General features: G+C 66.6%; 12 protein-coding genes and 1 pseudogene. 8 read left to right on the forward strand and 5 right to left on the reverse strand.

From position 1 onward, the window contains the following. The coding region (locus tag WAW17_RS22595; RefSeq protein WP_422335145.1) for a helix-turn-helix domain-containing protein at positions 1-219 on the forward strand (219 nt) is incomplete at its 5' end. Between the two features lie 30 nt (positions 220-249). On the opposite strand, the pseudogene WAW17_RS22600 reads toward WAW17_RS22595, so the two are convergent. Then, positions 250-454, reverse strand: a pseudogene (locus WAW17_RS22600) (CoA-transferase); the annotation flags it as partial. A gap of 432 nt (positions 455-886) precedes the next feature. On the opposite strand from WAW17_RS22600, the gene WAW17_RS22605 reads away from it, so the two are divergent. After that, positions 887-1,528 carry a DUF1707 SHOCT-like domain-containing protein gene (locus WAW17_RS22605; protein ID WP_422335146.1) on the forward strand — a complete coding sequence of 214 codons (642 nt, stop codon included), beginning with the start codon at positions 887-889 and terminating at the stop codon, positions 1,526-1,528. A gap of 9 nt (positions 1,529-1,537) precedes the next feature. On the opposite strand, the gene WAW17_RS22610 is transcribed toward WAW17_RS22605, so the two are convergent. From WAW17_RS22610 to trmB, 3 genes are read right to left on the reverse strand one after another with little or no spacing between them, the layout of a single operon-like run. Continuing rightward, entirely contained in the window at positions 1,538-4,501 is a 2,964-nt protein-coding gene (locus WAW17_RS22610) for an MMPL family transporter (RefSeq protein WP_422335147.1), read from the reverse strand. A gap of 10 nt (positions 4,502-4,511) precedes the next feature. Beyond that, positions 4,512-5,237, reverse strand: coding sequence for an NYN domain-containing protein (locus WAW17_RS22615; protein WP_422335148.1), 726 nt, complete (start codon positions 5,235-5,237; stop codon positions 4,512-4,514). Next, the gene (trmB, locus tag WAW17_RS22620) at positions 5,234-6,010 is read right to left on the reverse strand and encodes a tRNA (guanosine(46)-N7)-methyltransferase TrmB (RefSeq protein ID WP_422335149.1); all 777 of its coding nucleotides are present in this window, start codon (positions 6,008-6,010) and stop codon (positions 5,234-5,236) included. Before trmB ends, WAW17_RS22615 begins: the two co-directional genes overlap by 4 nt. 121 nt (positions 6,011-6,131) lie before the next feature. Here trmB and WAW17_RS22625 point away from each other — a divergent pair, with 121 nt between their 5' ends. The 6 genes from WAW17_RS22625 to WAW17_RS22650 all read left to right on the forward strand — a co-directional run bounded on the left by WAW17_RS22625 (position 6,132) and on the right by WAW17_RS22650 (position 13,360). After that, complete coding sequence (locus tag WAW17_RS22625; protein WP_422335150.1) at positions 6,132-7,001, forward strand: hypothetical protein; 870 nt, start codon at positions 6,132-6,134, stop codon at positions 6,999-7,001. Further along, positions 6,998-8,446: a hypothetical protein gene (locus tag WAW17_RS22630; RefSeq protein WP_422335151.1), complete on the forward strand. Its 1,449-nt coding sequence runs from the start codon at positions 6,998-7,000 to the stop codon at positions 8,444-8,446. The genes WAW17_RS22625 and WAW17_RS22630 overlap by 4 nt, the downstream gene beginning before the upstream one ends. A 98-nt stretch (positions 8,447-8,544) precedes the next feature. Then, positions 8,545-8,856 carry a DUF6802 family protein gene (locus WAW17_RS22635; RefSeq protein WP_422335156.1) on the forward strand — a complete coding sequence of 104 codons (312 nt, stop codon included), beginning with the start codon at positions 8,545-8,547 and terminating at the stop codon, positions 8,854-8,856. 263 nt (positions 8,857-9,119) lie between these two features. Next, positions 9,120-10,949 (forward strand): phosphoenolpyruvate carboxykinase (GTP), encoded by a 1,830-nt coding sequence (locus tag WAW17_RS22640; protein ID WP_422335152.1) that lies wholly within the window; start codon positions 9,120-9,122, stop codon positions 10,947-10,949. Between the two features lie 201 nt (positions 10,950-11,150). Next, positions 11,151-12,707 (forward strand): MFS transporter, encoded by a 1,557-nt coding sequence (locus WAW17_RS22645; RefSeq protein ID WP_422335153.1) that lies wholly within the window; start codon positions 11,151-11,153, stop codon positions 12,705-12,707. 143 nt (positions 12,708-12,850) lie between these two features. Next, positions 12,851-13,360, forward strand: coding sequence for a hypothetical protein (locus WAW17_RS22650; protein WP_422335154.1), 510 nt, complete (start codon positions 12,851-12,853; stop codon positions 13,358-13,360). A gap of 89 nt (positions 13,361-13,449) precedes the next feature. On the opposite strand, the gene WAW17_RS22655 is transcribed toward WAW17_RS22650, so the two are convergent. Further along, positions 13,450-13,656 (reverse strand): aldehyde dehydrogenase family protein (locus tag WAW17_RS22655; protein WP_422335155.1); only part of this gene is annotated, 207 nt, incomplete at its 5' end.

Genomic DNA, 13,656 nt, shown 5'->3' on the forward strand with positions numbered 1-13,656 from the left:
CGTCGCCCGCTCGGCGATATTCAACCGCGAGACCTGCCCGGCTATTGCTCTCAATCGTCACTGCACACGCTCACGCCCATTGAAGCTGCGGAAAGGGACACGATCATCACTGCGTTGCGTGATGCCGCGGGTAACCGGGTGCAGGCCGCGGCACGTCTCGGCATCGCGCGATCATCCCTGTATCGGAAGATCAAGACCTTCGGCATCGACGACGTCTAACGCGAGTGTGCTCCATCGGGACGATGACACGATGTGACCGCCGCGGATCATTCCGAACGACAGCGCCGTTGCCCGCGTTGATCAGGTTGGCATCGACCGCGTCCTCGGTGGGGTACGGACCGGTGCCGAGGATGCCGTTCTCGGAATGCAGGATCACGCGGACGTCGTCGGTGAGGTAGCCGGGAATGAGCGTCGGCAGCCCGATTCCGAGATTGACGTATTCGCCGTCGATCATCTCGGCGGCGGCGCGAGCCGCCAACCGGAACCTCCGGCGCGCAGTCGTTCGGCGAGCGTGCCCTGCGGGGTGAGTTCCTCCTCGAGTTCCCCGGCCACTCGCGTCGCTGGTGTACATCGGCGCGTTCATCTTGATCGTCGGCGCCTACGTCGTCCGCCCGGCAGCTCCTTCGCTACTGCACGGCAGAGCCGGGAGGACACTGGGGGGCGGCTCTCACGTCCTGCGCGGCCGGCTGACACCCCGCATACCGGCACTTCGGATCAGTCACTTCCCGGACCCACCGAATTCCACCCTGCAACCGACCGACGGGGTCCGGCTTGACCTTGACACAGAGAGGCGCCCTCTACCCGGTACACCCCGAGGACGCACCGCCACCCGGTTCGGACCGCTGAGAGCTGCTGACGGGGGGCACCCGCGTCTATCCTGGTCGTCATGGAGGCACGGGACCTACGCGTATCGGATGCCGAACGGGAACACGTCGGCGAACTGCTACAGCGGGCAGTGGGTCAGGGGATGCTGTCGCTCGGGGAATTCACCGAAAGGATGGACACGGCGCTGGCCGCGAAGACCCGAGGTGAGCTCAACGCAGTGCTGGTGGATCTTCCTGGCATCCAACTGATTTCCGACTTCACACCCCCGCCGTATCCCGCACGGCCATATGCACCGCAGCCCGTCGCCGCACCGCACCCCGTCCCGGCACCGCCACCCCGGAACGATGTCATCAGAGGACGGATGTCGTCGCTCCGCCGCACCGGCCCCTGGAACGTGCCGCCGTCGCTGGCGATCGAGACGAGATTCTCGACGGTCGATCTCGACTTCACCCGCGCCGTCATGTCGACGCAGGTGGTGCACCTGGTGATCAACGACTACGGCAGCACGATCACGCTGACGCTGCCGCCGGAGGCAACCGTCGATCTCAACGGCTTGGAGACGGTGGCTGCCAACGCGACCAACAGGGTCCGCACCGGGCCGCCGATCGGACCGCTGCACCTGGTCGTCCACGGCAAGGTCCGCTTCGGGAACGTCACCGCCCGGCATTCTTACGGGACGACGATCAGAAAGTTGTTCCGGTAACCTGCGCTGTCAGCGCCGGTTCTGGCGGGCGATGAGCTCGCTGACGCTCACCGCTTTGCCTTCCTCCGCGCGGTGCCGTCCGCTCGACGACACGTCGCCGGGTTCGACCGGCTGGACCTCGGCCCTGCGCCGACCCGGGCCGTGGGGGCCGCTGGTGCCGGTGGCAGGCGGCGGCGTGTCGACCGGCGACCGGTCGACGGCCCTGCGCCGAGACGGCATGGACGGGAGCGGGCGGGCAGGGGCGGACTGCGGAGTCTCCGGCTGGTACGGCGCCGGAACCGAACGAGGCGACCGCGTGGGCAGAGACTGCTCGGGCCGGTGCACGGGAGTGCTGGAACGCGGCTCGCCGGCGGACGTGGAACGAAGATCCGCGAGCCAACTTTCGATGGGCCGCGATTGCGTCGCCGGTCCGGGAGCCGCAGCTGACGGTGCGGGCGGTGTCGGCGGTGTCGGCGGTGTCGGGCGAGGGTTGACACGAGCCTGCGGCGGCGTCGGACGCGGCGGTGCGGCTTTCTGCGGTGTGGGGTGCTGCGGTGTGGGGTGCGGCAGGACAGGAGTCGGTGGTTCCGCCGGCGGGGTGCCGTCCACGTCCTTCGGCGCCCGAGCGGGGCGGCCGGTGGCCGAGCGCCTGGCGTCGGTCTCCGCCTGACGGGTTTTGCGCTCCTCCTCGGAGTACTGCGCTTTCAGTGCCTGCGCCGTGACCAACGGGATCGGCTCGGTCAGTGGCTCGGGTTTGCGCGGTGCCGGCGGCGCAGTCCGCTGCCGGGGACGGGGCGGGACGGTGCCGACCGGGGTGAGCTCGGGAACGTCGTCCGGCATCAGTTCGCTGTCGAGAATCGGCTCACCGAGGCCGGTCTTCTGCTGGATTCGCTTCATCCAGGCGGGTGCCCACCAGCAGTCGTCGCCGAGAAGCTTCATCGTGGCCGGCACGAGGAACATGCGGATGAGCGTGGCGTCGATGACCAGCGCGGCGATCATGCCGTAGGAGATGTACTTCATCATCACGAGTTCGGAGAAGCCGAACGCGCCCGTGACGACGATGAGGATCAGGGCGGCAGCGGTGATGATGCGGCCGGTGTGCGCGGTGCCGATGCGGATGGATTCGGTGGTACTCGCACCCTGTGCGCGGGCCTCGACCATGCGTGAGAGCAGGAAGACCTCGTAGTCGGTGGAGAGTCCGTAGACGATGGCGATGATCAGTACGAGCACCGGCGACATGATCGGACCGGGCGTGAAGTTCAGCCACTCCGCGCCGTGGCCGTCGATGAAGATCCACGTCAGGATGCCGAGAGTCGACCCCAGCCCCAGTGCACTCATCAATGCGGCCTTGATCGGCAGCACCAACGAGCCGAAGGTCAGGAACATCAAAATCGTCGTCAGGGCGAGGACGGAGATCACCATCGTGGGCAGGTGGTCGAGGAGAGCAGCGATACTGTCCTGCTCGATGGCCGGGGTTCCTCCCACCAGCACCTGCGCGCCGTCGGGGTTGTCCATCGCCCGCAAGTAATCGATGGTGGGTTTGGATTCGTTGCGATCGACCAGACCGGCCTTGAGGACGACGACGCCGTCCTTGGCCGCACCGTCGGGGGAGAACCGTTCGATCAGCCCGGGCGCAGCACTGGCTTCCTTGATGATCTCGCCGAGCGCCTTGTTGTCTGCGTCGGAGACGACGAGTTTGACGGGTTCGGTCCGCAGATTGGGGAAGATCTCGTCGAACTGCTCCTGCGCGGCGCGGGTGGTGCTGTCCGGTGGCAGATACGTCTCGTTGATACCGCCGAACTTGATTCCCGTGAGCGGGACGATGAGAAGCAGGAGCCCCACCACGATGGGAATGGTGACCTTGAGCGGGTTGCGCATCACCCAGCGGGTGAGGCGCCCCCACACGCTGGCCTCGATTTCGTCCGCGTTCTTGGTCTGACGGAACCGGTCGAAGCTCAGCGCGTCGACGCGTTTTCCCAGGATCGCCAGGATGGCGGGCAGGATCGTGATCGAGGCGATCGCCGCGAGTCCCACCGTCGCGATGGCGCCGTAGGCGACGGACTTCAGGAAGCCCTGCGGGAACAGCAGCAGACCGCCGAGGCTCGCGACGATCATCGTCGCCGAGAACACCACCGTGCGGCCCGCGGTCATGACCGTTCGCCGGACAGCGGCAGGGGTGTCGTAACCCTCGGCCAGTTCCTCACGGAACCGGCTGACGATGAACAGTCCGTAGTCGATGGCCAGACCGAGACCCACGAGAGACACCACGGGCGCGACGAACGAGTTGACCTCGGTGAAATTGGTGATCAACCGGACGACACCGTTGGCGCCGACCACGGTGAGCCCGCCGATGATCAAGGGCAGCGCGGCCGCCACGACACCGCCGAACACGAAGAACAGCAGAACCCCCACGGCAGGGATCGCCAGCATCTCCATGCGTTTGATGTCCTTGGCCATCGTGTCGTTCAGTGCGCCGGACACCGGCTGCAGACCGGCGAGCTGCACGTCCACGCCGTCGATGTAGAACGCGTTTTTGACATCGCGGAAGTTGGCAGTGACCTCGGTGTCGTTGGCACCGGCGATCGCGATGCTCTCGATGGCGTGCCGCTTGTCGGCATCCGCAGCGGCTGCCAATCGTGGTGCGTTGCCGACCTTGAAGTAGCCACCGTTGATCTTGAGGATCTTGTCCGGGTATTCGGCAGCGACCCGCTCGAGGTTCTCGACGACCTTCGCCTGGAACTCCGGATCCTCGATGGTCTTTCCCTCGGGAGCCGTGTAGAGCGCCACCACGTCGCTGTTCGTGTCGCGTCCGAAGGTGCCGTCAGCCAGCTTGGCGGCCGCCACCGATTCCGAACCCGGATCGTCCCAGCCGCTCTGGCTGAGATGTTCCTGGAGGCTCAGGCCGTACGCAGCCGAACCGAGCATGAGAGCCACCATGATGCCGATGACGGTGAATCGGGCCCGGTAGACGAGGCTTCCCCAGCTCGCGAACACTGATCAACTCCTACTCGGCAGCACTTTTCCGCCCGACGAGCAGGGCGGAAAGCGGTCGGAACGGCTGCAACCAGGCACCCTCGTCGGGCAGCGTGTCGAGGCTGACACGCGGCAGTGGTTCACGGAAGACACCGGGGATGTCCTCGAGATCGACGAAGTCCAGAAGATCGGACGCGACCGCCCAGCTGGCGTGCTCGCGGAACCCGAGTATCTGAACCGGAATGCCGGTCGCGGCGATGTTCTCCAACGGTTCACGAAATGCTTGACCGTCGGCCGAGGCGACCATGACGCCGGCCATACCCTCGCTGTGGCGAAGAGCAATGTGGTTCAGCATGTCGGAATCGACATCGCTGTCCTCATCGATCTTCGGCTTCGCGAACACCGCGAAACCCACATTACGCAAGGCCTCGACCCAGGGCCTCACGACGTCGGCGCTGCCGGACGCGATGTTGGTGAAGACGGTGGCCTCGGGTTCGAGCGTGTCGGTGCCGGACGCGGACAATTCGGCGGTCCGCGACAGCAGCCATCGGCCGAGTGCGTCGAATCGTGGCCGGTAGGCGGCGGTCGGCCGGCCGCCGAGAATGGCGCCGAGCCCCATGTCGAGGTTGGGCGCGTCCCACACGAGGAGTACGCGCTTCTGGTGGCGTCCATCACGTAAACCCGCTGCGGGAGATCCTGATGACACCGCCGTATCGGATGTTGCGGCTGTGTCGGTGTAGTTCTCGCTGACGCTCATGATCTGATCTTCCCCCAAATCAACTCGGTGATTTCGCTGCCGACCTGGTGGGCTTTGTCCTCGAACTTGGTGACCGGACGCTCGTGCGTCATCGGTGACTCCCAATCCAGCGAGGTCAGGAGGGGTTCCGCGGTTCCCGCCTCGGCGATCGCCTCCGCGTACTCGGCGTGGTCGGTTGCGACATGCAACACTCCACCCGGCTTCAGGCGGTTCGCGATCAGCGCGAAAGTGGGGGGCTGGAGGAGGCGGCGCTTGTGGTGCCGGACCTTGGGCCACGGGTCCGGGAAGAAGACCCGGACTCCGGTGAGTGACTCCGGTTCGATCATGTTCTCCAGGACGTCCATGGCGTCGCCGCGCAGGACGCGGATGTTCGGAATCCCATCCCGCTCGATCTGCTGCAGCAACTGCGCGAGTCCGGGCCGGTAGACCTCGACGGCGATGAGGTTGACGTGGGGTTCGGCCTTCGCCATCGCCGCAGTGGCGGTGCCCGTGCCGGATCCGATCTCCAGAATGAGGGGGGCGTCACGGCCGAACCATGCGACGGGGTCGAGGCGATCGTCGGAGACATCGGCGCCGATCTTCGGCCACTGCCGATCCCACGCGTCCTGCTGGGCCGTGGTCAGAGCACCTCTGCGGGAACGAAAACTCGTCACCCTCGGATGGAGGCGGGAGCCCTTCGAGCGTGAGATGTGTCCTTCCTCGGCGATGGCGGGTGCTTCCTGATCAGCGTGGTTCACCGCACCATTGTCACGCATGGAGAGCATTTCTGGCATACGGGTCTGAACTTCACCTTGAGACTTTTCGTGGAACCGGCGTTCTGCCTGCGCGGTTTGCGTGCGCCGGCTCGGTCGAAGTCTGACAGAATCGGCGCCGTACGAAGGGGGTGACCGCGTCATGGGGACCGATAATGCGTTCGAGCGGGAACTCGCGGAACTCGCAGGGAAGGCCGCGACCCGGGATTCGGCGGCAGGCGTCGAGGTCGGCGCGGCCGTGCATGCTTTTCGCGCACCGATCCGGGTCCAGGTAGCGGGTCGCGCCGGGGTGGGCCGGTCCACGGTCGCCGCGGCACTCACCGTGCCCGGGGTGGTGACGGGATGGGTCGTCGAGGAAACCGCGGCCGTCGATGTGCCGGGTGTCCCCGACCCGGTGCTGGACGGTGACGTCGTCGTCTACGTTCTGGTCGAGTCCGTGCGTGGCGCCGACCGTGACGCCGTGCGGGCGCTCGATCCTGCGGCCACGTTCTTCGTCCTGAACAAGGCGGACACGCTGGGCGAGTCGCGCAGCCCCGCCGATGTGCGAGCGGCCGCGCGAGCCAGGGCGGACGAGTGCTCTCGGGACGGCGGGCTGGTGGCATTGCCGTTGATCGCAACGGACGCGGCGGTGGCGTCGCTGCGCGAGACGAGCGGGATCGACGCCGTGGCGGGTGCCGTCACCGACAGGGTGCACCGTATGCAGGCACGCCGCGGCGAGTATCTGCTGCGCGCCCTCAGGATGCAGGCGGCGCGCAGTATCTCGGTTCGCGACCTGCTGGAGAACTTCCTTGCCGGCGACCGCGCCGTCGCTCTCGCCGCAGCGGCCGCCCGGACACACCTCGAGGAGTGGGCCGCGCAGGCGCCGGGACCGCCCCGGACCCCGGACGACGCACTGCGCGCCGCCACGTGGTGGACGGCCCGGCTCACACCGGCAGCGACCGTCCGGCAGCGACAGGCCGTGCTCGACATCCGGCGGCATCACGTGCGGACGTGGGCGCGGATGAACGGATGACGACACTCCTTTCTTCTCTGCCCGCCGACGTAGCGGACGTGGTGACCCGATGGAACCCGGATGCCGTCACCGAATCCGAGACGGCCGGCACACCCGGGTGCGGAGTCTTCGTCGCCGGGCCACGCCGCGCCGGCAAGTCCACGCTGATGGATGAGCTGCGCGCGCTCGACGAGACGGTCTCGTTCGTGGAGGATCCGGTCGACGCCGGGGTCGTCCTCATGGTGCTGGACGCCGCTGCCCCGCTCGGCCGGGAGGAACTGTCGGTTCTGGATGTGGTGGCACCACCCGCGTGCGCCGTGGTCTTCGCGCTCACCAAGACCGATGTCCACCGGGACTGGCGGGCCGTCAGGGACCGCAACCACGCCCTGCTGGCAGGTCATTCCGCCCGGTTCGCCGATTCCCGGATCCACCCGGTGTCGGTGCGCAAGAGTGAAGGGTCGCGCGTCGAGGAGTTACTCGCGGCGCTGGTCGCTGCAGAGGGGAAGCGGCCACGCGTCGGCCCGCCGACTGCAGAGACGGTGCTCGAGCGAACGAAGCGCATGATCGTGGCCACCGCGCGGACGATCCGCGACACCGAACCCGGCGCGGATCTACGCGCTGAGCGGGCGCGGGTGCGGGCCCGGCGTGACGGGCATCGAACCGAACGGGTGGCGCAGCTGCGCGGCCGGGTCCAGCTCGCCAAGGTCGAACTGATGCACGACGTCGCGTTCCGCGTTCGGACCGTCGGCACCACCATCCGAGCCGAGCTCGATCGAGCGGACCGGAAGGCGCTCGCCGCGTACCCGGACCGGCTTTCGGAGCTGATCGGCGAGATGAACAGTGCTGTGGACGCCGCTCTGACCGCCCGCGTCGAAGATCTGCGTGCCCTCGCCGGGATCGCGATGCCCGGCGGATCGGCGCCCACCCCGGACCGCGAACCGGTGGTGCCCGAAGGTCCCGAACCGCGACACCGTGGACTCGAAGACCGCATGACGATCCTCATCGGAGCTTCCGCGGGGTTGGGCCTCGGGCGACTGGTGGTGTCGCCGCTGTCGATGGTCCCGGCACTCGATATCGCGACCATCCCCGTCACCCTTGTGCTGGGAGCCGTTGCGGCCTGGTGGCTGACCCGCGCCCGCGGACACCTCGCCGATCGCGCCCATCTGCGGCAGTGGGCCACCGAATCGCTGGTGCACGTCCGCTCCCAATGGGAGCAGTCCGTTCTCGGACGACTGCTGGCGGCCGACGCGCAGGTGAGCGACGCGATCATCGTCGAGAGCCGCGGTCGAATGCAGGTTGCGGACGAGCGAGTCGCGCAGATCGACGCAGAACTCCGGCACCTCTCCGCGCGCCGGAGCAGCCAGCTGGCGGCGTGCGAACGCGACCTCGCCACCCTCGACCGGGGACTGCAAGAACTGCGCCGCGTGCGTGAGCCCGGGAACCGGAAGGCGATATCCGACGTCTGACTACATGAGCGGGCGCCGCTGCGTCGATCGTGTTCGTGTTGAATGGTGACCACACGTTCGGCACGTCCGTGCAACTACTCGACGGTGAGGAGACCTTCATGGCGACGGCTGAGAGCTTTCCGATTGTGGATGTGCCCGATCTCGATCCCTACACATTCGGTCACGATTCAGGCGCGGTCACGCTGACGGACCTGACGCACGACATCGACGGGGACGGCATCCTCGACACCCAGACCTTCGACGCCGGAAAGTCCGTGGTCATCGCGTCCGACATGGACGGAGACGGCGATGCCGACCACGTCACGACGATCCACGAGGACGGTGCGTACGCCGCGTGGGAATTCCGCCGCGGGGACGACGGCATCGTGCGCTGGGACCAGACCGATGGTGGGGTGCTCGGTCGGGGGTGAAACCCGGTCCGGCACCCGTCGGTTGCGTCCGGGTAGCGGTACTGAATCGTTTCTGTGACCATTCCGATCGCACCCGATTCCCCTAGAAGGGACGCTCGGCGTTAACCTCTAGGGATAGGACACCCGGCGCCCGCGTCTTCCATGTGGCATGGACGGCCTGGCTGGACCCCGCCGAGAGGGGAAATCGGATCGTCTGGCACCCGATGCGAGGTCTTGCAGCGGGCGGCAGTTGATCCGGTTCCGGCTCACCCCAGGAGAGTTTGATGACCTCAGCGACCATTCCCGGTCTGAACGGAACTGACGGCACGCCCCCCACGGAGCACAGCGAGCTGCTCTCCTGGGTACAGGAGGTTGCCGAACTCACTCAGCCAGATCGTGTCGTCTTCGCCGACGGCTCGGACGCCGAATGGGATCGACTGACCTCTCAGCTCGTCGCCGCCGGTACGTTCACCCGTCTCAACGACGAGAAGAAGCCGAACTCGTTCCTCGGCAACTCCGACCCGTCGGACGTCGCGCGCGTCGAATCGCGCACCTACATCTGCTCCCGTGAGGAGATCGACGCGGGTCCCACCAACAACTGGATGGACCCCGCAGAGATGCGGTCGATCATGACCGAGCTCTACCGCGGATGCATGCGCGGACGCACCATGTACGTGGTGCCGTTCTGCATGGGTCCGCTCGGCGACGAAGACCCCAAACTGGGTGTCGAGATCACCGACTCCGAGTACGTCGTCGTCTCGATGCGCGTCATGACACGCATGGGTGCCGCCGCCCTCGAGAAGCTGGGCGCCGACAAGCCGTTCGTGAAGGCACTGCATTCGCTGGGCGCCCCGCTCGAGAAGGGCGAGGCCGACGTCCCGTGGCCGTGCAACGACACCAAGTACATCACCCACTTCCCCGAGGATCGCGAGATCTGGAGCTACGGGTCCGGCTACGGCGGAAACGCGCTGCTCGGCAAGAAGTGCTACTCGCTGCGTATCGCGTCGGCCATGGCCCGCGACGAGGGCTGGCTCGCCGAGCACATGCTGATCCTCAAGCTCGTCTCGCCGGAGGACAAGGCCTACTACATCGCGGCGGCGTTCCCGTCGGCGTGTGGCAAGACCAACCTCGCGATGATCCAGCCGACCATCCCGGGATGGCGGGCCGAGACCCTGGGCGACGACATCGCGTGGATGCGCTTCGGTGACGACGGCCGCCTGTACGCCGTCAACCCGGAATTCGGTTTCTTCGGCGTCGCACCGGGCACCAACCACGGATCCAACCCCAACGCCATGAAGACGCTGGAGGCCGGCAACACGCTCTACACCAACGTCGCGCTCACCGACGATGGTGACATCTGGTGGGAGGGCCTCGAGGGCGAACCTCAGCACCTGATCGACTGGAAGGGCAACGACTGGACGCCCGAGTCCGGCACGCCCGCCGCTCACCCGAACTCGCGTTACTGCACCCCGATGTCGCAGTGCCCGATTCTCGCTCCCGAATGGGATGACCCGCAGGGTGTGCCCATCTCGGCGATCCTGTTCGGTGGACGTCGTAAGACCACGGTTCCGTTGGTGAGCGAGTCCTTCGACTGGCAGCACGGCACCTTCCTCGGCGCCACCCTGTCGTCCGAGCAGACTGCGGCCGCAGAGGGATCCGTGGGCACCGTCCGCCGCGACCCGATGGCCATGCTGCCGTTCATCGGCTACAACGCCGGCGACTACCTGAATCACTGGATCAACCTCGGCAAGGCCGCGGATTCCGAGAAGCTGCCGAAGATCTTCTACGTCAACTGGTTCCGTCGTGGCGACGACGGCCGGTTCCTGTGGCCAGGTTTCGGCGAGAACTCGCGCGTCCTGAAGTGGATCGTCGACCGCATCGAGCACAAGGCGGGCGCGCAGTCCACCCCGATCGGCTACGTCCCGACCGCCGAGGATCTGACTCTCGACGGCCTGGATATCGATCCCGCCGACGTCGACGAGGCCCTGAAGGTGAACGTCGACGAGTGGAAGACGGAGATCCACTACATCACCGAGTGGTTCGAATTCCTCGGTGAGAAGGTGCCCTCCGGCATCCGCGACGAGTTCGAGGCTCTCAAGCAGCGTCTGGGCTAGTCCCCGCTTTCCCGCTTTCGCGTGACCGAATGTCACAGTGGTTCAGTTCAACTGAACCACTGTGACATTCGGCGTTTCGGGGTGGGTGCATGGCCGCTGAATATTTCCGACACGGGCACACTCGCTCGGTGGGTCTGACACAGTATTTGTCAGAGACGTATTGGGCAGAGACCGATTCGCCGCACGAAGGACGCGATCGACATGTCGGAGAGTGTTGAAGCGAGGCCCCGTATCACCCTCCGGGTTGTTCTGACCGTCCTCGGCCCGGCGATCGCCTATGCCCTCTCGTCGGTCGACCCGCTGATGTTGACCCTCAATCTGTCGGCGGTCGGCAGCGGCCTCGATGTGCCCGCCCAGAGCATGGGTCTACTCGCGGGCGCGTCGACGCTGATGGTGGCCGCGTCGGTCCTCGCCGTGGGCAATCTCGGTGACCGGCACGGCCTCAAACGGGTGCTCATGTACGCGCTCGTCGCGAACATCGCGGTGGGCGTGCTGTCGGCGTTCTCCCCGAACCATCCGACGCTGCTGGTGATGCGCTTCCTGGACGGGCTGGCGCTGGCCGCCCTGGTGGGACTGTCCTTGGCGCTGGTCACGGTGTCCGTGGACGAGAGGCTCCGTCCGGCCGCGATCGGAATCCTCATGGCCATAGACACCGTGATGTACGGGGTGACACCGGCCCTCGGCGGCTGGGTCGTGGAAACGTTCGGCTGGCGAGCACTGTTTCTGGTCACCCCGCCCTTCGCTCTGGTAGCGCTGGTCCTGATAGCGCGCTACGTCACCGATCCACCGCGGCGACCGGCGCGAAACTTCGACATTCTCGGTGTCCTCCTCTTCGGTGTGGCCCTGCTCGGCCTGGTTGCGGGTATCGGTGCGGTGCCGGCGGGTGTGCAGAACCCTGCGGCCTGGGTGCCGCTGTCGGTCTGCCTGCTCTCTGTCGTGGCCTTCCTGCGACACGAACGAAGGGTGCCGGAGCCCGCCCTCGACCTGACCCTGTTTCGCGACCGCGCATTCGTCGTTGCCGTGCTCGCCGTGGTGACGGTGAATCTGCTTGCGGCCGGTCTCGGCACGGTGCTGGGCCAACTGGGTGGCACCGTGCTCAGGCTGGGCGCCGAAGAGATCGGGCTGCTGTACCTTCCGGGAACGCTGGTGATCGCGGGCGCGAGCATTCTCGCCGGCCGGATGGTCGCGAAGTACTCCGCGAGGCCCGTTATGGTGACCGGATTGCTGTTCCTCGTCGCCGGCGGGCTGGTGATGGCCTTCACCGCGTCACCGGTGATGGGGATTGCCGTCCTGGTGCTGGCGACATGGCTGAGCAACCTCGGCGGCTTCGTGACCGGAACCGCGACCTCCGACACAGTCCTGGCCCAGGCCACCCCAGCCACGGCCGGCTCGGTAGCGGCCGTCCAGCCGGCCTTCTCGATGGCCGGCTACGCGCTGGGGCCAACCCTCTACATCCTGCTGCTCAACGCAATGTTCCAGCGCGAATGGCTCGCCGACGCGGAGTCGCGCGGGCTGTCCGCGCAGGATGCCGAACAGGCCGTGCACGCGGTGACGATGTCGATGGCGAACAGCACGGGCGGCACCTCCGGATACGACCCGAACGTGATCCAACTGGCGCACGGACTGACCCTCGGTTTCGACTACACCGACGGCATCCGGCTGACGATGCTGATCGTCACGGCCCTGCCCCTCACGGTCGCAGTGCTGGCCCACTTCCTCATGCCGCGAAAACCTGAGGAAGTCGACAACGGCGCTTGATCGCGCCGGGTGGATCGCCGATTTCGCTGTAATGCATCGGCAACTCATGAGTAACGCTTAGAGTCCGACCAGGCACGGTCGTACCGTTTTTCGGCCTGGGCCCGCACCATCCGACGTCGGGATACCTCGAAAGGATTGGATATATGCAGATGCTCACCCGTGAGGGCCGTAACCGAATTCTCGGCGGCGCAGCACTCGCTGCCGCCGCTGCGGCTACCGTCGCAATCGCGTTGCCGGCCATGGCCACAGCCGCCCCGCAGACCGAGGTTCTCCCGCCGACCATCGTGCAATCGTTGGAGGGAAGCGTCCTGAATCTGACCGTGACGAACCCCAACCCGGGCTTGCTCGACCCCACGTGCGGTGCGTATGTTCTCGACGCCGCCAAACTCCCGGGAGTACTGGCAGATCCGACCAGCATCCTCGATCAGGGTGTCGTGGCATGGGGAACCCTATCGCCTCTCGATCGGGTGTTCCCGAACGCCACCGGCGACGCCAGTAAGTCGTACGCCACGCCGGAGCTTCCTGACGGGGCATACGCGGTGATCGGCGAATGCACATCGGCACTGGACCTGACGAATCCGCAGACCAGCACACCGCAGATCGTTTTGGTCGGTGGACCGCTCGCCGGTCTCGGTAGCCTCTTCGGTAGCTGAGCGAGCCTCTTCGGTAGCTGAGCGCAATACGCCCGTGAGTGGTCGAGGGGTTCGAAGACCCGTCGACCACTCACCGGCGGTGCGGTCGCTCAGTCGGTGTAGCCGGGCGGGTACAGCACGGACTTGGTCTCGCAGAAGGCTTCGAGACCCTCGGGTCCGTCCTCCCGGCCGATACCCGAGTTCTTGTATCCGCCGAACGGCGAGCCCGGATCGAAGGCGTACCAGTTGATTCCGTACGTGCCGGTGCGGACCTGGGCCGCCACCTCGAGACCCTTCTCGACGTCGGTGGTGTACAC

The organism is Rhodococcus sp. (in: high G+C Gram-positive bacteria) (assembly GCF_049286785.1).
Taxonomy (GTDB): domain Bacteria; phylum Actinomycetota; class Actinomycetes; order Mycobacteriales; family Mycobacteriaceae; genus Rhodococcus_F.

Excerpts from the sequence above, each read along its gene's own strand:
- WAW17_RS22635 (WP_422335156.1), top strand. The coding sequence starts at position 8,545 with ATGGCGACGGCTGAGAGCTTTCCGATTGTGGATGTGCCCGATCTCGAT.
- WAW17_RS22630 (WP_422335151.1), top strand. The coding sequence starts at position 6,998 with ATGACGACACTCCTTTCTTCTCTGCCCGCCGACGTAGCGGACGTGGTG.
- WAW17_RS22625 (WP_422335150.1), top strand. The coding sequence starts at position 6,132 with ATGGGGACCGATAATGCGTTCGAGCGGGAACTCGCGGAACTCGCAGGG.
- WAW17_RS22605 (WP_422335146.1), top strand. The coding sequence starts at position 887 with ATGGAGGCACGGGACCTACGCGTATCGGATGCCGAACGGGAACACGTC.
- WAW17_RS22645 (WP_422335153.1), top strand. The coding sequence starts at position 11,151 with ATGTCGGAGAGTGTTGAAGCGAGGCCCCGTATCACCCTCCGGGTTGTT.
- trmB (WP_422335149.1), bottom strand. The coding sequence starts at position 6,010 with ATGCCAGAAATGCTCTCCATGCGTGACAATGGTGCGGTGAACCACGCT.
- WAW17_RS22640 (WP_422335152.1), top strand. The coding sequence starts at position 9,120 with ATGACCTCAGCGACCATTCCCGGTCTGAACGGAACTGACGGCACGCCC.
- WAW17_RS22650 (WP_422335154.1), top strand. The coding sequence starts at position 12,851 with ATGCAGATGCTCACCCGTGAGGGCCGTAACCGAATTCTCGGCGGCGCA.
- WAW17_RS22615 (WP_422335148.1), bottom strand. The coding sequence starts at position 5,237 with ATGAGCGTCAGCGAGAACTACACCGACACAGCCGCAACATCCGATACG.